Raw genomic sequence first — 23,047 nt, 5'->3', positions numbered from 1 at the left:
GGCTTGAGTCTATCTCTTCCAGCTTGAGGCGGATTACGTAAAGATGCCAGGCTGAATCACTGTCCGGGTGCTGCCAGGGGGTAGACATTGGCAAGCCCTGGAGTAGCTGATCATATCTTTTGGCCAGATAATGCCTTCTGGATACAAATTCATCCAATCTGGACAGCTGGCATAAGCCCAGTGCCGCCTGGATATCGGTCATGCGGTAGTTGAATCCGAGATCAATTTGCTCATAAAACCAGGGTCCGTCTGGTTTATGCTTCATATGATCGGGATTGCGGGTTATTGCATCCAATTAGATGATTCTCCAGGAAATGTGTTTCAATTTTTTGAATATGGTTAGCAGGCAGTCTTCTTAGCTGATGAAAAAGCCGATCCTTTTGGATAGTGGCTATTCTGTTAACTAAAATGCAGGAATCTTTTTTCAGGCCTGTGATTTTGAAGTCAATATCTTCAGAGAGTATATAAACTACTGAAGAGGGATCCCATCTATCAAGGACTGAAGATATAGCCATTACAACCACATCCTTGTAGGTCTTGTCTTCTGCAAGCACCACCACAGGGCGAATTTTGAATTGCTTATGGCTGGTAAAAGGAAATTTGCTAAGGTAGATATCACCCTTTTGGAGTTTGGCCACGATATTCCTCGTAAACATCTTCCCTTACATCCAGCCAGTCCGACCAGTCCTGATCCACTGCTTCCTGCAGTTCTTCTGCACTGGATTCCCACTCATTATCAGTAAGAAGTAACAGCCTTACTTCTTTGCCCCTTAATTTGTCAGACACCTGAATCTGAAAATCAAGGAGGCCTTCATCAGAAATATCTACTTCATAAATCTGTCCTGGCATAACATTCACCATTCATATTATAAAAAATTGCCAACAGCAGTTAATCTCAGCAATTGGTCTGTTGATAGTATGTCTTGAAAAACAAATGATCAATTTCCACAAGGGAAGTATTACGCGTTTCTGAAAACTTATGAATGTGAGCTGGTTGTCATAGCAATTATTGGGTTAAAACCCGATTGTGACGGCTTGGCACGGGGACTGTCCCTGGCTTCGGGACTGTCCCCATTCGACTTTTCAGAAACGCGTAATGCTCCCTCCACAAGCCAGGTGGTTAAATTCAGATATTTCTTCAATACTCAAAAAATGTCGATTGTCTCCTGAATTGTACTCAAAGCCCTGTGAAACAGGTTTGCCTTTTTCGCCCAGTCTGTTTTCCAGAAACTCATTGCTTCGGCTGAAGAACCGTATGCTTGGCTTTATTACGTAATGGTCCGGAAATTCAATGGTCAAATGAGAATCATCCCTGGGGCACATTACCTCGTGGAGCTTTTCACCCGGCCTGATGCCGATTATTTTACGGGGCAGGGTAGGGGCCATGGCTGTGGCCAGGTCAGTTATGCGCACAGATGGTATCTTGGGCACAAATGTTTCCCCTCCGTGCATGCGCTTGAAGCTCTGCATGACAAAATCGACTCCCTGGTCCAGGGTAATCCAGAACCTGGTCATGTCTTCATGAGTAATGGGCAGGTGATCTGTTCCGAAAGCTATGAGTTTTTTAAAGTACGGGACAACATAACCCCATGACCCCAGGACATTGCCGTAGCGGACAACGCTGAAAGTTGTGCTGTGCGCTCCGGCCAGGTTGTTGGCAGCTGCAAAAAGTCTATCAGAGCAGAGTTTGTGGCACCCTACAGATTAATGGGATTGGCTGTCTTGGTCTGTGGCCAGGTCTCTGAGACCAGCAAGTGTCTGATTTTATTGAATTTGACCCTCTAAAATAGCTCATTTTTACCCCTTACAGGCAACTTTTCCCCTTGATAACAGCCTGTATTGTACTTAACGGACTGAAATAACAGATTATTAACTTGTAAACTCTCTCGGATCAAAGATGGTTTAACAGGCCATGGACTTCACGGGGTAAACCGATGGTGCTTAAAAAAAGTAAAGAGCAAAGAGAAAGAAATTTTTGCCGCTGATTGCGCTGATCTCCGCAGATCAAGAGGTTATTGTTCCTGCGGGTCCAGGTCTCTGAAACCAGCCCAATTCATCACGAAGCCGAACCTGTATACCACTCATAAAACTTCTTCAACCCACTGTTCAGGGAGGTTGTAAGGGCCGAGGACCCAGGTGCAAAGGCCAAGGCCCATATTATAGCTGATCAAGTCTCTTTCTCATTTCATTTATTGCGTCCAATAGTGCGGGCAGTTCTTCCCCGATTACTTTCCAGACGATTTCAAGATCAACTCCAAAATATTCATGGACAAGTATATTTCTGAAGTCTTTTATATCCTGCCATAGGACTTCTGAATAACGCTCCTTGATCTCGTCAGGCAGCTTTCCCACGGCTTCACCAATGATCTCAAACTCCCTGATAACCGCCGAAAAGGTCTTGCGGTCACTGCAGAATTCATCGAACGACATCCCCTGCACGTATTCAAAAATAGCGTGGCCCGATTCACTGATATCTTCGAGGTAAAGTCGAATATTCCTTTCAGGCATACACTATCTGCTTTTTTACCGACTCTCTTGCAGCCGGTTTCAGGGTATGTTCGAATCCGATATCTACGGAGAGTTCCAATGTCCTTTCCACATGCCGCTTGAACTGTAAAAAATTGTGAAGGTTCTTACGGTGTGGATCCATCTCTACAACCATGTCGATATCGCTAAATGGGTTTTGTTCTTTTCGGACAAAACTACCAAATATACCGATGCTGGTGATTCCATACCTCTCCTGAAACTCCCCTTTGTTCGTTCTGAGATAGTGGATTACTTCATCAATGGTTGAGAATGTCATGACAAAGTCTCCTTGAACTGTTGTTGTAAGTATGTTGTAAGTTGTAGGTTATTTACACCTTGGGCATGGGGGTCTGACCCCAAACTGATAATTAGGGCATGGGGTCTGACCCGCATAAGCTACCCAGTGAAATCCAGCAAGGCTTCAACGCAAAGCGTTATTTCACCCCAGTGAAATGTGAAGAGATTGCACGGGGCAGGCCGGGCAGGCCAATTTGATTATATTCATTGCTCAAAACAAGCCCCTATAGAAATACGCTGCGCTGATACTTCGTATATTTCATAGGGTAAACGTTTTATGGCCTTAGAATAAAGAAATTCTCTGGAATTCATCAAAAATAGACTTAAGCTTCTGTAATATAAACATATTTACTAAAAATCAGCTTCTTCAAATATTTGCCATGCCAGGGAGTTCGGCTGAGATCGTGTTTGACCATACAGTCCGGGAGCTTCTTGCACGGTCATCCTGGAAACAAATCTGCCCACACCCTTTTTATCTTATCTATGAATCCATTGTCGCCTACAGCAAGTTCAGTACTCCATACTGAATCCCTTGACAAATTTCCCTTTTTAATGGCTTCTCGAATCCATTCTATTGTGGCCAGGTCTCTGAGACCAGCAACCTAAAGAGCTATCTTCTGCCTTGATCAGCGTGAATCAGCGAGATCAGCGGCCAGGTTCTTCTGCCTTGATTCTTCATGCATCAAGGCAAAGACAAAGAGTTTTTTGCCGCTGATTGCGCCTCAGTGAAATAAAGGAGATTTCACGGGGTAAACTGATCTACGCTGATATTTGAAGGCCATGGGGGTCTGACCCCTATAACCAGGGAAAATAATTCACTTTAAGTTTCAAAAAAAACCCGTTTTTTGGCTTTAGAATCAATTGAGTTAGACCGGAAATCAAATAACTCTCAAATATTATTTATGATTTAACCTATATCGCTATCCTTAAACACGCGCCGGACCAGCATGTTGGCCTCTGCTGGCTCTTGTTCACCAAATTTGCCGTGTTCTTCTCCAACTGTGCGCGGCCCTCATCCGCTTGAGGGATTGCAACCATTCCTTCCCCTTTACTGTGCAGACGAAATCCACTTCTCTCTTGTTTTTGATAATATAACAAGGTAGTTGAGCAAGTCCGCCGGATCAACCTTCTCCAGAAAGGGGGTGACGAGGTCAAGAATATTTTGAGCGGAAGTTGGATACACTTTCAACCGGATCACGCCATAATGCAAATTCAGGGGAAGAACAGCCCAATCACCGAAGTGATCGTCTAGTGTAATCAGTATTCGCTGTTCCTGTATAGCCTTGGCAAGTATTTCGTGGTCATCCGACCGAGATTGACCAAATTCTGATGCCCGGACAACATTAAATCCCATTCGTGCCAATACATCACGAACATGCACTTGGATCATCTGGTCCAAATAGAGGCGCATCATTTCAGGCATGAACCTCCCGGATGTCGGCATGTTCAATATTCGCTCGTGCAAAGAAGAGCGTCGCCTGGATGTCGTCCCTGGTCAGCTCTGGATAGTCGCGTAATAGCTGCTCCCAGGAAACTCCGTGCGCTATCTGTTCCAGAATGATGCCCAAAGGAATTCTCGTTCCCCTAATGACAGGCTTTCCGTTGCATACTCTGGGGTTCCATTCGATTCTTTCAAAAAACATACAGTTCCTCCTATGATTGGTACCTTTCACTGCCAACCTCTTGCCGGCCTTGGGGTCTGACCCCGAACTATTTATGGCTCGTAGGTCATAGTTCATGGCTGATGGCTCGTGGCTGATAGTTCATAGCTCGTGGCTCATAGCAAACGTGGTAAGGGGGAAGAGGCAAGGGGGGAAGCGCTCTTTCCCTGTATTACGTCGCTGATGCTTCGTGTATGATCATAGCTCATAAATAAACTAGGACTTAGCAAATACGACCAGGTCATTTTCTGAATCAGGATCTTTTTAAAACGCAAAAACAATCCGGCAGTCATACTCTACATGGCAAGCCCCAGTTAAATCCGCTTCGCTGTCCTTCGGAATTAAACCGGGCAAGCCAAAGATCCATCAATTTTCCATGCAGTTTATGCGTCTTCAATTTTGCATCAAAAGGCTTTTTGCATAGATTGTCCAATACGGAAAAAATCTTTTCCTGTAAGGGCTTGTTGTTTCTGGTTGCCTTCTTGAAGCCTCTTTTGAAACCTTGAGTCCAGGCAAGTTTATAATTCATTGGACAAAAGATCCTTTTTCAGATCCTCCAGGTTTCCAAAGCTAGCTCGCTTTTCATTGATGGAGGTTGCAATGATGATACGATCCTGGGGATCCTTGTGATGTTCAGGCAACGCAGCGGCAAGGCCGGCGATTGCACAGGAAACCGGCAGGCTTACAATTTGGGCATCCTCAGTCGCTTGAGTCATCCACTCTTGAACAGGGATTTCCAGATGAATTCTTCCATGATCGTAAAGCCATGTCACCTCAAAGCATGAAATTGCTGAAATAGCGACAAGGTCCGTCTGTTCAATCAGCTTTACGATTTCCAACGGAAGCCGCTCGGATGTCTGGTTGATTCACCATATCCAGATATGCGTATCCAAGACGAGCATCAGGAAATACCCCAATCACTATGGGGTGCCGAAGAAAAAATATCACCTTTTTCTAACAGCACACCTTTGAGTTTTTCTGGTGGACGTCTCTTTTTGACAGCAGGCGAATTTTCCTGGAGAGGAAACAGAACAATTAATTCAACTTGTTGCATTGGCTTAAAAGTCGGTAAATTTATGAGCCTTCCAGTTTTATCAGTAAAGGTCGTAATTTTCTGTGCTTTCATCAACTCTCTCCTGCAAAAAATTAACTGAGTTGGCTGGGATCGCGGTAGGGATGCCGGTTGCCCGGTGCCCCCGCACGATCCGTACGTGAGGAATTACCTCATACGGTTCCTACCTTAAGTACTTGGCCTTAGTCCATTCCATCAATTCCATCCTCAATGAATTTCAATCCCTGTTGATATTATCTCCGCTGCCAGGGGATGATTTTCATTGAAATCCGCAAGCCTGAAAACATGAGGTTCAATGCGTGAGTCATAGTTTCTACGAATTTTCATCAGTTGAACCTGACGGTCAAAAGTATCCTCCACATCATCAAAAACCAATGCCATATCAATATCACTATCCTTTCTGGATGAACCTTTGACAAAGGATCCAAAAATGTAAACTTTCTTGAGATCAGAATACGACATTTTTAATTGATTAATATAACCTAATATTTGTTCAGGTGCTTCTCTCTTATCCATTTTCTCAGCTCCGTTATGGAATCGATCCATTCTTTTGTAAATTGCTTAGTGCATTTTTTATGAAACTCCATTTTGTAGTCATCATATCGAGCTTGTATGTTGAATGTGGTAATGGTATCAAGAGAATCTTTTTGATCTTCATCTAGATCGATGGAGCATTTCTCTGCAAGCCTATATAAATCATGAATGAAAGGAGGGTTGGTTTCATTCTTTTGCGAATAAAGAGCTTTCAGCAATTTTTCAACAACCAGATGGCCGACAAATAAAGCCCATGTGTAGTGCCCTTTGTCAAATAAGTGATTCATTGCCTTAAAATCATTGTCCGAACTCTTTATCCAATATTTTATCATTTCTCTTGTATCAGGCATACATGTATCCCTCGACATTTTCAATGCGCAAAGAAAAGCTAATGATCAGCAGCTTTCGGCTGTCTATGAAACACAATAAATTTTGCCCACAGAATACACGGAAAAGCACGGAAAAAAAATCTTTAAGTTCAGTGACTTTCCGTGTGTTCCGTGGGCAGGATTTTCTTAAAGTTTCCACAAAAAGCATCATTTTCGCTTGCTTGCATTTAGAAACGTCAATCCAATGATTTCTCCTCGCTCGTATCTAATGATGACATCGTCGTCAGTCAGTTCACTGTCATCAGCATAACTTGGCTTTTTGAAATTAATATAAAGAACATCCGCTTCTTCATCATAGGTCGTCCAAAATGTTTTCTCGGGTGCTATCTTGACAGCGGGCATGACGGCCATGAAATTATTGATTGCTAATTGGGCCATAGCTTTACTCTCCTCTGCAATGTATGCAGTCTTTTGGTCACAAAGGCTGTTATAATGAAACCATCCTTGTCCTGTTCTCTGTATGGTACCACAAGGTATTTTCCTGCTTTGACCTCACGAACGGCTAAAAGCTCACCGTTGTTCCCCGCGAATATGAATTCAGGCTTGTTTACTGTTTGTAGAACAGCATCCATCATCTCAGAAATCTCGCCATGCTCTTCAACAATGTGTGCCCATCTCTCATCAGTTAATCGAATGCGGGCACCATGAACGGAAAATGTAGTTTTCATATAGTTCACCCTCGCCCTTCAGTATGTTCCATAGGGAAAGAGTTAAAAAAGATTATCGCCCACAGAATACACGGAAAAGCACGGAAAAGAAATCTTCAAATTCTGTGTCCTTCCGTGTGTTCCGCCTGCCCAGTTAAGCCCTCTGTCGTTTAACCGGGGTGGGCAGGATTCTTTTGAAAGTTAGCATCACCTGGATAAGACATAAGAGTTTAGCCCACGGCAATGGCAGGAACATCACTGCGCCAGACTTCAGAAAGGACCGACAAACCGCACTGGCCCGAGAACTACTCAAGCGGGAATTGGTTCTCGTACCAGTCAAAAGCTATTTCCAGGTCAAGCAGAGCCCTGTCTGTATAGAAAGGTTTCACTTAACCTTGTCTCTAAGTTTCTGATGGACATTGCACCAGTCGATAAGGCTCATTTTACCGTTCTTATACTGCTCATATCTGAATTTCAACTCATCTTTCTGCCAGTCAGGAAAAGGAATCTGGGCCTTATCTATGGCAATTGAGGCCCATATTTCCTGAACCAGGCTGAGTCTATGGGCAGGTTCCAGTTTTTTAATTTCCTGGGCTATCTGTGTCTGCTGCATTTTATTTCCTTTAGATTTTAAAAAAATATATATGCGGCTGTCCTGGTTGGCAAGCCTTTTCGAGGCTCATAGTCTTTCTGGTTTGAGACGCTTAGAGATAGAGATCCCAGTGTTGTCCAAAGCGCAAAGCAAAACTCTACCAACACAAGTGAGCCTTGTGCTGCAAGTACCAGTCTGGGAGCCTAAGGATTAATCAGACAAGCTAAAACTGCTGTCCGCTCTGTATCGCTAATTTGTCTTGAAGGTTGGAAATAGGGTTGGAAAATAAAAAAGGGTTACAGCTCTATAAGCCATAACCCATTGATTTTATTTGGCGTCCCCAAGGGGATTTGAACCCCTGTTACCGGCGTGAAAGAGCGTGATTTGACCGGAATTAGGCCGAATTCCACCGATTAAACCCATGTTTTCCTGCCTTTTTAGAAGTAAACCGTTTCCAAAACCGTTTCCAATTTTTTAGCGGTATCAAGCCATAATGAGTTTTTTTTTTCAGCGATGTTCCCTGTTATTGACAAAAACTTCAGGAATAAACGAGAAATGATCACTCAACGTACTGTATTAACTTAAAAAAAGTAGGTTGTCGCTGTAGAACCTATCAGCTCCCTCTTACATGAGCAATCCAAAAATATATTTCCCTGACTGATGAGACGAAAAATGTTTCACCAAGCCCGGGAGAGTGGTAGTCTTCAAAATTCTGGGGGATGGACTACTTCAGAAATATAGCCGTTAACTGGAATAAGACGGGGAACAAAAGGCTTGTTTCTGCTCCCCGATTATATCACAAGATACAGTTCAACTTGGCTACTCGTCATCCAGCAGCAGCATCAACACACCGCTGGGTAAGGCGGCGTGATTTAGATGTGATGTGCATGGAGGCCACCCCTGGTTAGTGCGGGGTGGCCTCTTGTACGGGAAGGGGAGGAGACTAATTGAGTGCTGCTGTGTTTACCATTTCTGTGAATTCATCCAACGACTCTGTCCTGATTATTTTTCTGTTTAGAGCCCTGAGATTCTCTATGGATTGAATGGACTTGATTTTAACCTGGAGCATGCCGGGTATTGGGCCGTATACCTCTGTTGCGAGGTCTATCAAGGTTTCCTGGGCGTTTTCAAGTTTAGCAACACCCTCCCAATAAGGTCTCCTTGCTTGCTCAACCCTTTTTTCAATTTCTTGCATTGCTACTCCTACCATATCCTTACCTCCTGGAAATCGTCTGGTATGCTCAGTTACCCGCTCCTCACTCAAGGAGCCAGATGCCAGTACGTATTTCAAAATATTAAACAGATATTCTTTTCTCTTGTCCTCATCAGGCAGCTGCTCAAGCAAGTCAAATATTTCCTGCAACTTTATGTCCAGCTCAGGGAAGTGTATGTACTTAAAAAGCAGGTGAAATATTTCCATAAGGATAGAGGTTTTGAAAGCCTCGTCTCTCATATGGGTTATGTCATGCAGCAAATGCCTGAATTTAGGAACAAAAACCCTGAATGATTCATGGGGTATTTCAAAATAGTCTTCAAATTCGTGGCTGAATGTCCATTCGCTTACACCATGATAAATAATCACAGGGATAACTATAGGCAAGTAGCCGCCGAGCTTATTTCGTCTGTACAGATTCATCCATTTCTGGACCGAATAGTGAAGAGCTTGAAGGCGGGCGTACCTGTCTGGGTAACTTTTATGCTCAAACAGGAAATAGAGATCTGCCATCTGATCGCTATTTTTTAGTTGCACTCTCACAACCACGTCAGTGCGGAACTCTTTAAACTCTTCAGCTACAAACCCGCTGATATCAATTTCTATTACTGACAGATCCAGATATGACTTGATTTCATCTGGTATGTAGTGGTTGATGAAATCCCGGACCAGCTCTTTATCCTGGAAAAAGGTCTTGAAGCCTACATCGTGTGGGGATGGAATTTCAAATGACATAATGGATAGATATCTCAGGGCTTGAAACATTGCAAGAAGATTAAATACCAACTTTTGTCCAAAAGTTGATATTAAGCTTTTTAGATAAAAAATATCCAATAAAATCAGCGTTGTACTTGTAGCCCCCCAACCCCACTACCTTCACTTTGGTAGGTAAACGCAAATTATTATTGACTTAATTTCATTTTAGTTGATATAGCTTGAACCTATGACAAACCATCCACAAAAGGGCAGCTCCATAAAAGTTGAGCCCATAAGAAACCTGGAAGACATCAAAGCCATCAAGCAGTTGCTCCAAAATAAGCCGAGAGACTTGCTGCTGTTTACCATAGGAATCAACAATGGCTTGCGGATCGGAGATATCCTGAAGCTGAAGGTGAAGCAAGTTCAAGGTTTGAGGCCTGGAGAGACACTACGTATCCGTGAGCAGAAGACGGACAAGGACAATATTTTGCTGATCAATAGGTCTGTGCATAGAGCTTTGGAGGACTACCTGGCCGGTGCCGGGCTCGAGCCTGATGACTATCTGTTCAAAAGCAAGAAGGGCAGCAGGGCAATAACTGTAAGTGCAGCCAATAGACTCGTTAAGTCCTGGTGCAAGGCTATTAATCTGAGAGGCAACTACGGGACACATAGCCTGCGTAAGACATTTGGATATATTCAGCGGATCAAGTACGGGGTAGGCTTCGAGGTTCTCTGTAAGCGGTTTAATCATAGCAGCCCTGCGGTCACCATGCGTTACCTGGGTATTGAGGACAAGGAAGTCAATGGGATTTTGATGAATGAGATTTGACTAAAAAGAAGGGCACTCGTGCGTCCCTTCTTTTTTACTCCGGTCATTACCAGAGGATTACCAAGCCACTCAAGACTACAACAGCACACCACAAGGCATAAGCCTGGCGCTTCCAGAAGTAGTGCTTTCGCTCGTGGTAGCTCATTGTGTTCCTCCGAATCTCCTGCCTGAGCTTGGAGCCTATCTTTGAGACTCCGTGTATATCCTGCATATCCCTACCTCCCCAGGGTTAATCGTTATAGTACTCGATCATAACTCCGTACACACCGGATAGTTTGATTATCAGGGCTGCGTACTCTCGGGCCTGCTGTTCGGTCTTGAAGCTTCTTTCTGACTCAGACACATCTGCGCCCAGGAATTTGCCCAGTTTGATAACGCTCCACATGGTTATTTCCTCCTGCAGCTGTCAGGTCCGAAGGCGTCCCAGAGGCAGGATATAACTGTAGCGATAAACTGAATGACCATCTCGTTTCCTCCATTATTGTGACTGCGCATGTCTTTGCTCCTTATTTATGTCTGTTGAAGTTTTATGATCAGCTCAGAGGCGTCTTGGGCGCTGAGCCTGGACACTTCCTTGCTGAAGTACTCTTTTGATACCTGGTCCAGTTCTTGGTGGCTGTAGCCTTTTATCCTGCCCAGGTTGGATATGGCTCTTCTTTGGGCTTCTGTAATTGCTGGTAGGGTATTGCCGTTGCCATTACCATTACCACTATGATGGTTGGGATATTCTTCACCTGACAGTTCCTCCAGGGCTGTGATTCCGATATTCGTAATATCTCGAAGTACTCTGGCTTTTGCTCTTGTGCTGGCCATTCTGATTAAGTGGGCGGCTACCATCTTATTGGTATTTCGGGGAGAGGCGTCGCCTAAGTCTGAGAATACCTTGCCTCCTGTAGTGACTGCTGTAGCGAGGCAGATAGCCTGTAAACCATTGTCCTCTGTAGGCATCTGTAAGGGCTGGACCTCAAGCTTTACCAGGCCTTGCTGATGCGCAAGGTCCAATAGTCCAGCGTACGTTACAAAATCCTTCCCCTTCAGGTTGATCATAAAGCGCTCGTCCAGCTTGGGAAGCTGGGGCTTTCTGATTTCTGGCAAATTAGTCTGTTGAAGCATATGTTTCTCCTTTATGGTTGTGTGGTTAAGAGTTGTTCAAACAGGTTAAAGGCCTTATGGGGCAAGCCTTTAACGTCCTTCACGATCTCATAGATTGGGAATATTTCCGGATAGGCAACATCTTCAATCCCCAGGCACACCACTTCTATAGCCAGGTCTATAGCCTCTTTGATGGCTATCTCTGCCTCTACTCTGCTGTCTGGCTCACCATCAGTTATGATCAGCAGTATTTTTCTGGACTCAGTAAGTTCCCATAACCTGCTTGCAGCAAGTCTTACAGCCGGGGCCAGAGGTGTGCTGCCTTTGGGTTTGGCAGGGTAGAGTATTTTATTTCCCTGCCTTCTTATCTCAGCTACAGGGACTGTTTCTGAGCCTCCACTGAGGTGGTAAGGGTACACTGCCGGGAATATACTTAGGGCCAGATTGATGCCTCTGACATAAGATAGAGATCTGAGTAGAGCCAGGGTTGTATTCTTGGCTATCTCGAATCTGTAATAGTTACGCATTGAGGATGAGTTATCCAAAAGGATATGCACTGCAGTATTTACCTGTTTAACTGGAGACCTGCGCAAGAATAGCCGGGGCTCACCAGTCCTTATCTTGTGCACCTGGTTACGGGCTATCCTGTTACCGGATAAGCCGGGTCTGGAATGGTCCAGCACCTGGGCCTGAAGGAGACCCCGCAGATTTGCCGATAATTTGGAAACAAGCTTTGAGGGGGCTTTGATCTCTTGCGGCGTATAGCCAAAATCCCGAATGACCTTTTCTTTTGCCGGTATAGCAACAGCACGGCTAATCCTTTCCTGTGATTCTTTTTCCAGCGCCAGGTTTTTCAGTTGGGTTCCAATGTCCTGTTGCTCTTCTGTGGAGTTCAGAGCCTCTTTTATGGCTTGTATGGTGTCTGTGGCACGAGATGCAGGCCCTTCGCTGTATAGCTCTGAGTTGCCAGGTTGATCATCGAGGTTCTCTGTATTTTCTGAATTACTGGAATCTATGTATCTTTTTTCAGAATTAGTGGAATCCTGAGTGCCGGATCTATCAGACTCAGACTCAGGCTTGGAATCTTTCTGTTCAGAACTGTCGGGCTTGGGTTGTCTCTCCTTCTGCTTCTGTAAGTGCTTAGAAAGGAGTTGCAGCAGGTCTTCAACCATCTCAGATACATCTTCAGGGCTTTGTACCCTGGAGTAAGGCAGAACAATATCCAGCATATCCTTTTGTAGTTCTGAGCCGAAGGCACTCTGGAATACCTGGTCTGCCTTTTGTTCAAGGTCATTCAGTACCGTCTGTTTCAGGTGCTGGGTTCTTAATAGCAGAACCAGATATCCGCAGATTATACCTGCAGGGTGATCACCGGGCTTGACCTCAAATATTCCAGGTTCAGCTGTAAGCAGCTCAGTTATTAATTTCAGGTGATTAGTGGCCATGCCCGGATAGAGCTCAGACATCCTTTGTTCTATGCGGATATCTTCCAGGATATTCCATAAGGACTTGTGCAGAGCTGTCTTTTTGGGGATGGTCCCAAAGTCCGTTAATCTGACATGCCCAATTTCGTGATCCAGATAGCCACGGACTATCCACGAATTCTCCTTACTTGTAAGGGGCAGGATAATGGTTTTACCATCTGTGGCTGCTGTGCTGGAATTATCGAATTTTACATCCACTTTATTCTTTCTTGCCAGCGTTGTAGCCAGCGATATCATCTGGGGAGGTGAGAGCATTATGTTGTACTCCTTTAAAACCAGGCCTCTGGGAGTCTGGGTTGATTGTGTGGGATTGGTGGTAGGGTAGTAGTCTTTTGTGGAGCGTCGTACTTGAACTGATAATCCTTGCCACTTCTTGCTGCCTCAAGGATATCCTTCAATATACCCGGATTCTTAAGCTGGATGAGTAGGCGTATAAGCCGGAATAACCCATGGCCCTCCAAGGCTCCGCCAGTATCTCGCTCGTCCATAATTTTAGACAGTTCCAATTCTATCGTAGTCACACCCGGCTGCACAAAAGCCAGCCCCTGCAGCTTACCCTGCAGCCGCTCTATACGGTTCAGATTTTTCGGGGTAGCTCGCTCCCTGCCTCTAATACTTTCATATACATCACTGGAGATCTGACTTATTTCGTGTAGCACACTGCCAGTCAGGTCCTGGGCTACCTGTTCCGATGCAGACATCTTAAAGCTCCTCCAGGTAAAGCTGAATTTCTTTTCCACACTTTCCGGGGTTTCAAGGTAGGGGGCGATTATCCGGGACCATTTTTTATTTTGCTCCAGCCACTCTGTCTGATCCTTATCGAAGCGGGACAGAAACTGAGCTTTCTCTTGTATGAATTCTGTTGCGAACTCTTTTAAGGCACTTTCTACTTCTGTCTTTCTGGCTTCTGGAATGATCCAGATCTTTCCCGAGTACAGAGAAACAGCTACGGACTCAAGATAGGTTAAGGTTTTGGTACGGACCTGCTGGATGGGCTTGAACTTCTCCTTGGCATGGATCCTTTTAGATCCCAGAGAAATAAGATCCTCCGGGGGGAGCTCCACGTCTTTGAAGTCCTCTGCCTTGAGGTTCTTGGAGCCACTCCACAGTTTAATATCGAGTATCAAGCCTACTGAATTTTCAAATATTTGATCTTTCATTGCTATAACTCCTGATTGAATATTCTTTGATAGATTTCAGAGATAACAGGCCTTCCGTCTTCGCTGCACTTGTTTAACAGCACGTATTTTAGAGCCTCGGAAAGAGGGTTGTTTATTCTGGGGACTTTCTGGAAAAACAGTGCAGCCTTAGCCCATTCCCTGATCTCTCTTGTAGACATTGTGTCTGGAATGTGGGCCTCTTCAGACTTATGCGCTTGACGCACTTCAGCAGCAAAACTCACCATCTGCTTCGCTATCTCTTTGTTGCCGGTAATACCCTCTACTATCTGGGTCTCAACTTCCGGTTCAGGGTAATCCACTTTGAAGGTCCACTGCAGTCTATTCATGAAGGCCCGGGACATCTTCAGAGTACCGGAATAGCCATTGGCCTCGCCATCGCCGTGTCCGGTAGTGTTTGCAGTCGCTACAAGCCTGAAGTCCTTGTGTGGTTTTATCACTTCAGCATTATTGGCAGACAGGACCAGGGGGCGGCCATCCAATACAGAGTTCAGGGCCACCAAAGTAGAAGGGTCCACCAGGTCAATCTCATCGAATAAGAAGATACCTCCTGCTTTCATAGCCATGGGTAGTGGACCATACTCGTAAGTGAAGCCGCCTTTATCATTGGGTACATACTGACCAGCAAGGTCCAGCCATTCCAAGCGGTTGTGGCCGACAATGGGGAATACAGGAATGTTGCTGCGGGCTGCTACTTCGTTCACTAAGCTTGATTTACCGCTGCCTGTGGGGCCTGAGATCAAGGAGCTCAGGCCACCGAATTGCAGCCAGCCAAGGAAATCTGCAGTTGTTTCGGGTCTGAACTGGTAGTCTGTTTTGTTGGGGACATAGTTTTGAAAGTCATGTTTATCCCTTACGGACCATTGAATATCCGGGAACGAAGGATGAAATAATTCTTTCACTGTAGGCATTTTGATTCTCCTTTGAATGTTTTAAGAGTAAGCGCACAAGGTACAAACCACCTTTTTTGTGCCCTGATAGATTACAAAGTCGTTAGTCAGGAAGCAGCCGGGCCTGATTGAGAGATGATGCCCACAGTCAAGCTTGAACTTCTTCCCAATGCTTGAGTTGAATATTGAGATTAGGTCCTCTGAATTTTGGACGTACTTATGCCTCTGCGCCTTTGTCATGGGAGCCTCCTTATTGGTTATTGCGTTGTATGGTAGGGGATTACTTTGCAGAGATGTGCTTGATGTCCAGCACTGGGTATGTAGACTTGGACTGATACTTTGAGATGTCCTGGCCTAATTCCTTGAGAAGAAAAGCTATGGCCTTGTTATCTGTTGAGGTTCTTGACCTCTGGCTTAGGGAGATACGGAAATCCCCAGCCTGGTACTTACCGGGGGAGAGCGCTCCCAGAATAGCTGTTCTTAACCGGGATTTATCCTTAGCTGCTTCTTTTTCCACCATACCTGCACTATGATACTCAGCTATCAGCGGGGTTACCTCTTCAGGCAAGGTGTTTCCTTCAAAAGCAGGGCAGTCACTTAAATACTCACATACGCAACACAAGGCAGAGGGTTCTGTTTCGGGCTGAGATGCTTCAGATCTCAGAGATTCCCAGAGGTTTATAGCCCTGCCAATTATCTCATCCGCAGCTGCTTCGTTCAACGTGTAGGGTTCAGTGAGGTTCAGGGTTCCTTCAGCGATGTCCATGGTCAGGATATAGCCCCTCGGGGATGTTCCTTGTATTTCTTTGTACAGATACATCTGGGTCTGGAGTTGCATTTCCCATGACTTCTGGATGGCTGGCAGGCTGGTGGTTTTAACTTCCAGAATCGTGTTATCCGGGAATACAAAATCCAGGTGAGCTGTGAGGGGCAGAGAACTCAGCTGGGTACTGCACTTGGGACAGTGCCGAGTGTTTTGCCCATACCAGTGGCATAGAGGACAATAAGATGCCACATATTCAAGCGCCATCTGCCTCTCATGCTGAAAGGCATGCAGAGCTTCTGAAATTATGTCCTCCGCAATATGTCCTCTCTTGAATCTTATCAGAGACTGCAAGGTATGTGGTTGCGGGTTAGTTTTGCCTTTAACTACTTTACGTGGGCACTGGGCGATATCACTGGCTCCAATGTAGAGCCTTCGATCTCCCAAAGTTGCTTCTGTTTCAAGGATCTGGGCTGTTTGTAAGCCCGTATGGAAGGTTTGTAGGTTCAGCATGTTATACCTCCAATATTCTTGGGTCATGCAGCTCTTGGGCTGCTTGTTCTGCGCCCTCTCTGGTTTCAAAGATGATCGGGATTCCATCTTCATCAATTACGATGCAGGGGAAGGATAAGTCGAATAATTCGAGTACAATGAACATAATAAAATACCTCCTGTTAAACGTTATATATTTCTATCCATTTAACTCTTTTAACATATTCGAGGTTCATTTTCGAAAATAAAGGACTTTTAGTGCATAAACAGGGGAAAATGGTGTAAAATGGGGATTTTTAGCGGATGGAGGGTTTCTGTGGGGACGAAAAAGAGGAAGTGACTGGTTTTTTTTTGTAGGGAAGAGGGGAGATAAAGGCAGTAGAAAAAAAAAGGGAGGCCGAAGCCCCCCTATACTAACTTTTTTTGTACTCCGTGTATTATTCCTTCAGTTCTAATCTTTGGATATACTCCAGGGCTCGGCCTGTTAGGTGTTCTTTATAGTACTGATAAAATTTTGGTTCATATGGGGGTCCATTGTCTCCAATACCCTTTAGCATGTGGAACTCCTCCAATACTTTTTCGGGGTCAACAAAAAATCCCATGTTAATTAATCTCCGATTTTTTTAGTTAAAGTTTTTAGATCGCGGATCAGTCCGTGCAAGGCCTTCCTTTTCTTGATTTCTTTTTGGGTAAAAAAGCCATGCTTGACAGCATTTTTATTACCTTTAGGAGGGCCTTTCGGTGTGTCACTTGTTTTATTCATTTTTTACCCCCCCCTGGGATACACAGCCCACTATTGCCTGACCGCCGGCGTTTACGTGGACGTGCTCGACCTTAACACTTTGATGAACTTTCCTCCTAGAGCGCTCCAACACATCCAAAGAATTTGCAAAAGTGCGCATAAGTTTTTCTGCCATCTTCAGCCTGGCAATTTCGACTTCGTGAATCGTGCTGTTTTTTGCCCCCGCGAACATCTCCATTGCGTGCGCATGTGCAGCCGCCATCTGGGATATAATCATGGCTTCCAAAGGGTTACGCGGTGCGGTTTCTGTAAAAAAAGCAGCTGTTATTTCGGGTGATTCTTGGTTTTTTGGCGTGGACGCTTTATAGGCCTGTTGGAGAAGGGCGGCACCCAGGTTATTGTCCTGAGTGCCCATGATATTTTTTTCTGAAACTAAGTCAGACACGGTGAAACCTCCTGCTGTTTGTGTACTGTAGTATCTGCTATGAGGGCCTCTGGCATGATTTCGGATATTATAGTTGCCAGGAGATTCGCGGATTCTTCAGAAAATAACACGGCCAGACCCTCCTGGAAATACCTGAACTCGGCTTCTAATCCTTCAGCACGGCGGTCATGGCTTAAGTTTTTCCAAAAGAGATCAAAGCGTTTCAAATTTTCGTTGTCTATGTAGAGTATGTACCCCGATGCAATCAGAGCTCCGGATTCATGCTGAGTAGTTTTTCTGGATACTTCCGCGATTTCCCTGAGAGTAAGTTCCTGAAATAAAACATCATATGTATTTTTTGGGGGTGTTTTCAGTTTTTTTATGTCCTCTTCGAATATATCACACAACCAACTGTACTCGGGGTATTTCTTTCGTAGTGCTTTGGCTTGTATGTGATGGCCTTCTAGAACATAAGGCCTCAGGGTATGATCAGATCGGATCTGTTTTGCCGCTGATTTGTCAATATAGGTAAGTGGAGCAAAAACTTCTTCAGGATTGGAAGCCCAATATTCGATGGGCTGGTTTTGGTTATAGTGACCTGGAAGGGCACTATTAAAATCACATTGCAATGTTGTTAAAAATGGCATTTGTATTCTCCTTAATATTATTTTTTGTTAGTATAGTCTAGCCTGCCTGGATTGTGTCCACCCTTGAAAAAATGGGTGGACCTGGTTTAACGTAGAACTGGCGTGGCCTGGTCCACCCGGTCCACCCTGTCCAGGGTGTTTGAGAGAAAATAAAAAAAGCGTGGTAAATCTTTTTTTCAACATAGTTCCTCTTCCTCTAATTTACTTTTACTTATATAGGGTAGACAGGGTGGACCGGGTGGACCAGGCCACGCCACTCATGGGCTAAGCCCGGTCCACCCTTCTGAGCCAAGGGTGGACCACCTGGACCAAACCTAGAAAAATAGTACAATAGGTTCATTGTTCTGTTTTTGATCCATCTCGTTTATCTCTGGTTTTTCTTCAACGGGCTCATCCCAATCAACCGGCATTTTGACCATATCCTCAAACATTTTACGGCATACATCCAGCTTAGGAACAATAAACGCGGATTCTCTTTTAATTCCAGACCGCATTTTGGTCGTGCTGAGTCCAGGACATATTGTCAGTAGTTCCTTACAAAGTTGATCCTTAGATTTTTTATATCGTACGTTTGTCTTGTTGCAGAATGCATGATAGTCCTTTTCAAGCTGACTTTTCAAAACCCGGTCTATCCAACGGTTGCAGGTAGGTTCATCATTTAAAAAATTACCGCTTTTTTCGGGTAAGACTCCGTCATTTAGCTTCTCATGCCAGTACAGTTCTACAGGGTCCATGCTACTGAGGATCTGACCGAACAAGGCTGATGTTCTTGGTACCTGGCGCAGGTCAATGTCAGAAATATCCAGGTTAAGGAGATCATACATCATAGCTTCCAAACCTCCGTTTTCCATCTGCTCATAAATTGCTTTAAAGTATTCTTTATTTCCAGCGCGTTTATTTGAAACATCCAGAACTAAAAAGCGCCTGGCGTCTTTTCCCGCAGGTACAACCCACTTATTATTTGATGCGATCATAATATTCATGTGATTTGCTACGGTGATGGCATCCTTTCCTTTGGCCTCGATAACCTGGTGCTCTTCTGTGATCATGGCCTTTAATGCCCCTTCAGCAGCCTTATCTCCGCCCCATATACCTTCATCTACAAAAAGTAAGATCACATCCTTCTGGTGGTTATTGAAGTTCCCGGTAACCTGGTTGGGTTTTGTAACCTGGAGAAAATGTGCCCCAAAGGCCTTCCCGAAGAACTTCACGAACATACTTTTACCAATCCCCTCACCCCCTTTTAAGACAATACAGGTCCCGGGTTTCTTCCCGCCGGGGTCCTGGTAAATCCTGGCGCACCAGGCCATAAGGTAATCAAAGATTTTCTCATTCCCACAGCAGATTACGTCCAGCACATGCTGCCGGAGTAAGCTCCAGTCACCTTTTTGTGGCTTTACGGTCATCCCCTGATAAAGGTTAAAAAACTCAGACCCTGATTTTTCAGAGGGGTCAAATACTACACCATCGTACTGTCTCCGGTGCTCCCATTTGAGCCACTCATTCGCCAGGGGTTTTTTCTCCCACTCGCCCATTTTATTTTTGTGCATTACATGCTTGTTGGCCAAATAGGTTTTGAAGTCACCAGATTTGAGAAACGCCTGCCTTTTGTATCCCTCATGGTCCTTGTACTCTTTCATAATCCAGACCTTAGAGCCCATTAGAACTACGGCAAACTGGTCATTAACTTCAGCTAATAGGTCTTTGTTTTTCTGTTTCTTTATTTTACCTGCTACAAGATAGAATTTTCTGCCCCCATGAGCGTGACTATATATAATTGGCGCGCCCTCTTTAAGGCTAACCCAGGCAACCTGGCTGTTGCCATTATAGTCGGGTTCAAGGGGGTCACAGCAGTATCTCCCGTCGTAAGTATCTGGTTTATTTAGCAGTTCCTCTACAGTTACCTTTTTTCCATCGGAAAGAGTAATGACATGACCTGCTTCCAACTCAGAATCATCCAGGGCTCTGACCACTCTTTTCCTTATGTTTTCAACCACTTCAGGGTTCTTGAGTCCGTCTTCTCCGGCTTCTTCGAGGATCTTCGCTCCAATGTAAGTTTCTCGCACATCTTCAGCTTCAGGCCTGGCGTTCCCTTTGGCCTCTGCAACCAATTTTTCGTACTTAGCTTCTTCTTCCGGGCTTAGATCAAGTAAAGCGGCTGCTGTATCAAGAAAATCACAATCCGCATTAAAAACAACGGGATCAGGCCTGCGCTGTTCCAGAGGCGCCACGCAGTTAGACCCCGCACAAAAGTCCAGCCTTTCTGGCTGCCAGACCGCACCATCAACCAGGGTCCGCACCAGCAGTGCGCCCGACTTGCTGATCTCAATGTGGCCGTGACCATCCAGCCATAGTTTTTTAAGCAGAACAGCACCGGCCCGGGGAATATCCGCAGCATTTTTTACAACGACCAGAATGCGTAACCCCTTTATACCTATTAACTTTTCTTCTGTTTCAGAGTTAAAAATATTGGATGAGGAAGAGCTAAAAGAAACGTGTGGAGCTCTACCGAGTGCAGGGCACACCTTGTATAACTTGGCAAGAACTTCTTCCGGATCAAGCCGCTCCGCCCCTTTTGGGCAGTCAACATCCAGCATGAAAACTCCTGCCCCCATTGGATACTGGAAATTATCTCGGCACCTCTCTATCACGGGTTTTGCATCTTTTCGGCGCTGTGGATTCTTGCAACTAGCGTGAATTTTCTGGTGGGTTCTTGTAGTGATAGACTGAGAGGATGATGACAAAATTGCGGTATCGTGCTCCTTAGGTACACCATATGCCAGGCATTTATCCGTCCCCAGGCTCATAACCAGATCAGCCAGTTCCTCAACATTATTAACTTCAACCCGTTCCACAAAACCTTTAACCAACTGCCCGCCAGAAACCTTATTAAGCCTTTTTTCGGAATCCAGCATAAAAGTTTTGGTCAACAGTTTTGGTTTTTCTCCGGAAATTACCGACAAGCTAATTTTTTCAGATTGTTTCGACATTTTTATATTAGTCCTCCTTCTTTACCCGTTTATTAGAGTGCTCTGCTTGTTTTTCAAAAAATTTTTCCAGTGCCAACCGAACCAGTCTCGACGCGCTGGATCTTTCCTGCTCAGCAGCCTTAACCAGCCGCTGATCCATATCCGGCGTCATGTAAATCGTTCGGAATGTTTTGGTCGCCATGTATAAACTCCTGTTATGATTTAGGATACCAGCTTTGCCTCCCATAAAAACGGGCACGCCCTATGCGTACCCGTTCAACGGGAAACAATCTGATGTAAAATGCTTATTAAGAGTATACCGGTGCAGATTTTGTTTTTTAAATCAGAAACAGATTTTTTTTGATGGTCAGTGTGTAAGGGCTTGTAATAATGAAGAATAAATTTTTACCTGGGGCAGTGGTGAGGGGCTGGGATAGGGTGATGGCCTGCACTTCATTACAGGATGTAGAAACTCTGGTGTCGGTTAAAACTACGTCAGCTGAGGTCCCTGCAAGAATTCGGGTGGTAGTGGGCACATATAATTTTTAAACCCAATAATGTTGTGGTTCACAAAAGGGGGTAGACAGTATCTACACATTGTGCTGCTTGTGTAGTGGTACCGATTCTTTCAGCATCCTTCAGAAAAACATTGTCTTCCCGGGAAGCACTCTGTTTACTAATTAGAGTGGCTTTGTGGAGAGAGGGGTCGTATACTATACGGACCCTTGGGTCCTTATTTATTATGACAAGCTTTAAGCTGGTAGGTTATAATGCCTGAGATTAGTCTGACTTGTATTTTGAATGACTCCCTTAAAATAAACCCGAGGGGGAGCACAGTATGCCCTCCCTCTTGGGTTGAACTTCAACTCTTCACCACCAGATTCCTGATAGTCCCCCGATGCCGCCCTGTACTTCCCCGAAGTGTAGGCACACCAGCCTGGTCCAGTATCTCTCCAGCTCGCCGTAAGACACACCCGGGTTTCGCTCTGCTTGAACCCACTGTACAACGAATCGTTTCAATCAGCCTTCCCCCATACATCAGGTTCAGAAAAACTTTATATTTGGATTTCCTCACTGATGGTAAGGGAATTTTTTGATTATCCCCTATATCTAATTGACATACTGGATTTTCCCTGAGTTAAACGTAGGGTATTACCTTTGATTTTTTCTAATGCACATACTCTTGGGAAAAGAACCTCTCAATTTGAGAGATTACCACGCATATTCTACATAAAAATCTTAACCACCTGTTTTTATTGAATCCATGCATATTATATACACTTGAGGAATAGAGGCTATTAAGTTTTTGACAATGTAAGGAGATTTATGGAGAATATGTGACCTCTGACATCTAAAAAAAAAAAACGTTTTACCTGTAATATTGCGTGTCCGCGAACCTCAAATACTCCTCTGGTATCTGAATGGGAAGTACCTGCTGCGAAATAAAGAGTCACCTGCTTTCGAAATCGCAAATGTATAAGGTTCAGAAATCGGATTTTTAAGAAATACTTTTTTGAAAATGGTGTTGCTAATTCTATACCAGCTTGGTAAAGATTGTGTTACTCAATATTTTTTAATGACATGATCAGCATCCTTGACCATTTTGGTAGAAAAACATACGTATTACGAATTCGTGTTACTTTAGCTTAATAATGCACTTTTTTAGTAGGGTATTTTTTGGTTAAAGCGTTGCTGGGCGTGGGAATCTGGGGACTTCACCGTTGTGACAATGGTGAAGTATGAGCGAAAAATTCAATTATTTCACGGTAGCACGGTATAAAACTTTAGTGAAACTCAGAGACACTTTTTTGTTCAATAAAGGTATAAGTACTTGTTTTTATTAGGTAAAGGTACTTAAAATTATATCATACCAGAATGACAATTTTTAGGGTGATTGTCAAAACGGT

At 44.5% G+C, this 23,047-nt stretch carries 30 protein-coding genes; 1 reads left to right on the top strand and 29 read right to left on the bottom strand.

What is annotated here, in order from left to right; genetic code table 11:
- The 16 genes from LZ23_RS19655 to LZ23_RS19570 all read right to left on the bottom strand — a co-directional run.
- Positions 1 to 265: DegT/DnrJ/EryC1/StrS family aminotransferase (locus LZ23_RS19655; protein WP_045216966.1), on the bottom strand; the 265-nt coding region annotated here is incomplete at its 3' end.
- On the bottom strand, positions 255 to 638 hold the full coding sequence (locus tag LZ23_RS19650) for a type II toxin-antitoxin system PemK/MazF family toxin (protein WP_052507546.1): 384 nt from the start codon (positions 636 to 638) through the stop codon (positions 255 to 257). The genes LZ23_RS19655 and LZ23_RS19650, both read right to left, overlap by 11 nt.
- Positions 616 to 849, bottom strand: coding sequence for a hypothetical protein (locus LZ23_RS19645; RefSeq protein ID WP_045216965.1), 234 nt, complete (start codon positions 847 to 849; stop codon positions 616 to 618). The genes LZ23_RS19650 and LZ23_RS19645 overlap by 23 nt, the downstream gene beginning before the upstream one ends.
- A 234-nt stretch (positions 850 to 1,083) precedes the next feature.
- Positions 1,084 to 1,650 carry a polysaccharide biosynthesis protein gene (locus LZ23_RS19640; protein ID WP_232300549.1) on the bottom strand — a complete coding sequence of 189 codons (567 nt, stop codon included), beginning with the start codon at positions 1,648 to 1,650 and terminating at the stop codon, positions 1,084 to 1,086.
- 507 nt (positions 1,651 to 2,157) lie between these two features.
- Positions 2,158 to 2,508, bottom strand: a complete 351-nt coding sequence (locus LZ23_RS19635) for a HepT-like ribonuclease domain-containing protein (RefSeq protein WP_045216964.1) — start codon at positions 2,506 to 2,508, stop codon at positions 2,158 to 2,160.
- Positions 2,501 to 2,803, bottom strand: a complete 303-nt coding sequence (locus LZ23_RS19630; RefSeq protein ID WP_045216963.1) for a nucleotidyltransferase family protein — start codon at positions 2,801 to 2,803, stop codon at positions 2,501 to 2,503. Before LZ23_RS19630 ends, LZ23_RS19635 begins: the two co-directional genes overlap by 8 nt.
- Before the next feature lie 1,068 nt (positions 2,804 to 3,871).
- Complete coding sequence (locus LZ23_RS19625) at positions 3,872 to 4,246, bottom strand: DUF5615 family PIN-like protein (protein WP_198146053.1); 375 nt, start codon at positions 4,244 to 4,246, stop codon at positions 3,872 to 3,874.
- Entirely contained in the window at positions 4,239 to 4,466 is a 228-nt protein-coding gene (locus LZ23_RS19620) for a DUF433 domain-containing protein (RefSeq protein WP_045216962.1), read from the bottom strand. Before LZ23_RS19620 ends, LZ23_RS19625 begins: the two co-directional genes overlap by 8 nt.
- A 536-nt stretch (positions 4,467 to 5,002) precedes the next feature.
- Positions 5,003 to 5,323, bottom strand: coding sequence for a type II toxin-antitoxin system VapC family toxin (locus tag LZ23_RS19610; RefSeq protein ID WP_052507545.1), 321 nt, complete (start codon positions 5,321 to 5,323; stop codon positions 5,003 to 5,005).
- A gap of 62 nt (positions 5,324 to 5,385) precedes the next feature.
- Entirely contained in the window at positions 5,386 to 5,610 is a 225-nt protein-coding gene (locus LZ23_RS19605; protein WP_045216960.1) for a hypothetical protein, read from the bottom strand.
- 153 nt (positions 5,611 to 5,763) lie between these two features.
- Positions 5,764 to 6,072, bottom strand: a complete 309-nt coding sequence (locus tag LZ23_RS19600; protein ID WP_045216959.1) for a nucleotidyltransferase domain-containing protein — start codon at positions 6,070 to 6,072, stop codon at positions 5,764 to 5,766.
- Positions 6,039 to 6,440 (bottom strand): HEPN domain-containing protein, encoded by a 402-nt coding sequence (locus tag LZ23_RS19595; RefSeq protein WP_157493348.1) that lies wholly within the window; start codon positions 6,438 to 6,440, stop codon positions 6,039 to 6,041. The genes LZ23_RS19600 and LZ23_RS19595 overlap by 34 nt, the downstream gene beginning before the upstream one ends.
- 186 nt (positions 6,441 to 6,626) lie before the next feature.
- Positions 6,627 to 6,857 carry a DUF2283 domain-containing protein gene (locus LZ23_RS19585; RefSeq protein WP_045216956.1) on the bottom strand — a complete coding sequence of 77 codons (231 nt, stop codon included), beginning with the start codon at positions 6,855 to 6,857 and terminating at the stop codon, positions 6,627 to 6,629.
- A complete protein-coding gene (locus LZ23_RS19580; RefSeq protein ID WP_045216955.1) occupies positions 6,845 to 7,147 on the bottom strand; it encodes a hypothetical protein in 303 nt (100 codons plus the stop codon). Before LZ23_RS19580 ends, LZ23_RS19585 begins: the two co-directional genes overlap by 13 nt.
- 364 nt (positions 7,148 to 7,511) lie before the next feature.
- Positions 7,512 to 7,739, bottom strand: coding sequence for an addiction module protein (locus tag LZ23_RS19575; RefSeq protein WP_045216954.1), 228 nt, complete (start codon positions 7,737 to 7,739; stop codon positions 7,512 to 7,514).
- 922 nt (positions 7,740 to 8,661) lie between these two features.
- Positions 8,662 to 9,666, bottom strand: coding sequence for an Rpn family recombination-promoting nuclease/putative transposase (locus LZ23_RS19570; RefSeq protein ID WP_084591152.1), 1,005 nt, complete (start codon positions 9,664 to 9,666; stop codon positions 8,662 to 8,664).
- A gap of 208 nt (positions 9,667 to 9,874) precedes the next feature.
- On the opposite strand from LZ23_RS19570, the gene LZ23_RS19565 reads away from it, so the two are divergent.
- The gene (locus LZ23_RS19565) at positions 9,875 to 10,459 is read left to right on the top strand and encodes a site-specific integrase (RefSeq protein WP_045216952.1); all 585 of its coding nucleotides are present in this window, start codon (positions 9,875 to 9,877) and stop codon (positions 10,457 to 10,459) included.
- Positions 10,460 to 10,688: 229 nt separating this feature from the next.
- Here LZ23_RS19565 and LZ23_RS24315 read toward each other — a convergent pair whose 3' ends face one another.
- From LZ23_RS24315 to LZ23_RS24295, 13 genes are all read right to left on the bottom strand, one after another.
- Entirely contained in the window at positions 10,689 to 10,844 is a 156-nt protein-coding gene (locus LZ23_RS24315) for a hypothetical protein (protein WP_157493346.1), read from the bottom strand.
- 125 nt (positions 10,845 to 10,969) lie between these two features.
- Positions 10,970 to 11,572 carry a hypothetical protein gene (locus LZ23_RS19560; RefSeq protein WP_045216951.1) on the bottom strand — a complete coding sequence of 201 codons (603 nt, stop codon included), beginning with the start codon at positions 11,570 to 11,572 and terminating at the stop codon, positions 10,970 to 10,972.
- An 11-nt stretch (positions 11,573 to 11,583) separates the two neighbouring features.
- Complete coding sequence (locus LZ23_RS19555; RefSeq protein WP_045216950.1) at positions 11,584 to 13,290, bottom strand: VWA domain-containing protein; 1,707 nt, start codon at positions 13,288 to 13,290, stop codon at positions 11,584 to 11,586.
- A gap of 14 nt (positions 13,291 to 13,304) precedes the next feature.
- Positions 13,305 to 14,195, bottom strand: coding sequence for a DUF3150 domain-containing protein (locus LZ23_RS19550; protein WP_045216949.1), 891 nt, complete (start codon positions 14,193 to 14,195; stop codon positions 13,305 to 13,307).
- 2 nt (positions 14,196 to 14,197) lie between these two features.
- The gene (locus tag LZ23_RS19545) at positions 14,198 to 15,124 is read right to left on the bottom strand and encodes an AAA family ATPase (RefSeq protein ID WP_052507543.1); all 927 of its coding nucleotides are present in this window, start codon (positions 15,122 to 15,124) and stop codon (positions 14,198 to 14,200) included.
- A 259-nt stretch (positions 15,125 to 15,383) separates the two neighbouring features.
- Positions 15,384 to 16,379, bottom strand: a complete 996-nt coding sequence (locus tag LZ23_RS19535; RefSeq protein WP_045216947.1) for a Dna2/Cas4 domain-containing protein — start codon at positions 16,377 to 16,379, stop codon at positions 15,384 to 15,386.
- Between the two features lies 1 nt (position 16,380).
- Positions 16,381 to 16,524, bottom strand: coding sequence for a hypothetical protein (locus LZ23_RS24310; protein ID WP_157493344.1), 144 nt, complete (start codon positions 16,522 to 16,524; stop codon positions 16,381 to 16,383).
- Between the two features lie 271 nt (positions 16,525 to 16,795).
- Positions 16,796 to 16,960 carry a hypothetical protein gene (locus tag LZ23_RS24305; RefSeq protein ID WP_157493342.1) on the bottom strand — a complete coding sequence of 55 codons (165 nt, stop codon included), beginning with the start codon at positions 16,958 to 16,960 and terminating at the stop codon, positions 16,796 to 16,798.
- Positions 16,961 to 16,965: 5 nt separating this feature from the next.
- Complete coding sequence (locus LZ23_RS24300; RefSeq protein WP_157493340.1) at positions 16,966 to 17,121, bottom strand: hypothetical protein; 156 nt, start codon at positions 17,119 to 17,121, stop codon at positions 16,966 to 16,968.
- The gene (locus LZ23_RS22985; protein WP_052507542.1) at positions 17,114 to 17,545 is read right to left on the bottom strand and encodes a hypothetical protein; all 432 of its coding nucleotides are present in this window, start codon (positions 17,543 to 17,545) and stop codon (positions 17,114 to 17,116) included. Before LZ23_RS22985 ends, LZ23_RS24300 begins: the two co-directional genes overlap by 8 nt.
- Positions 17,533 to 18,171 (bottom strand): hypothetical protein, encoded by a 639-nt coding sequence (locus LZ23_RS19525; RefSeq protein ID WP_045216946.1) that lies wholly within the window; start codon positions 18,169 to 18,171, stop codon positions 17,533 to 17,535. Before LZ23_RS19525 ends, LZ23_RS22985 begins: the two co-directional genes overlap by 13 nt.
- A 314-nt stretch (positions 18,172 to 18,485) precedes the next feature.
- Entirely contained in the window at positions 18,486 to 21,161 is a 2,676-nt protein-coding gene (locus tag LZ23_RS19520) for a DUF5906 domain-containing protein (protein ID WP_045216945.1), read from the bottom strand.
- Positions 21,162 to 21,168: 7 nt separating this feature from the next.
- Positions 21,169 to 21,342, bottom strand: coding sequence for a hypothetical protein (locus tag LZ23_RS24295; protein WP_157493339.1), 174 nt, complete (start codon positions 21,340 to 21,342; stop codon positions 21,169 to 21,171).
- Positions 21,343 to 23,047 lie beyond the last annotated feature (1,705 nt).

The sequence above is a fragment of the Desulfonatronovibrio magnus genome, assembly GCF_000934755.1.
GTDB lineage: Bacteria > Desulfobacterota > Desulfovibrionia > Desulfovibrionales > Desulfonatronovibrionaceae > Desulfonatronovibrio > Desulfonatronovibrio magnus.
The sequence above is the reverse complement of the archived record's forward strand: the minus strand, read 5'-3'. Positions and strand labels throughout refer to the sequence as shown.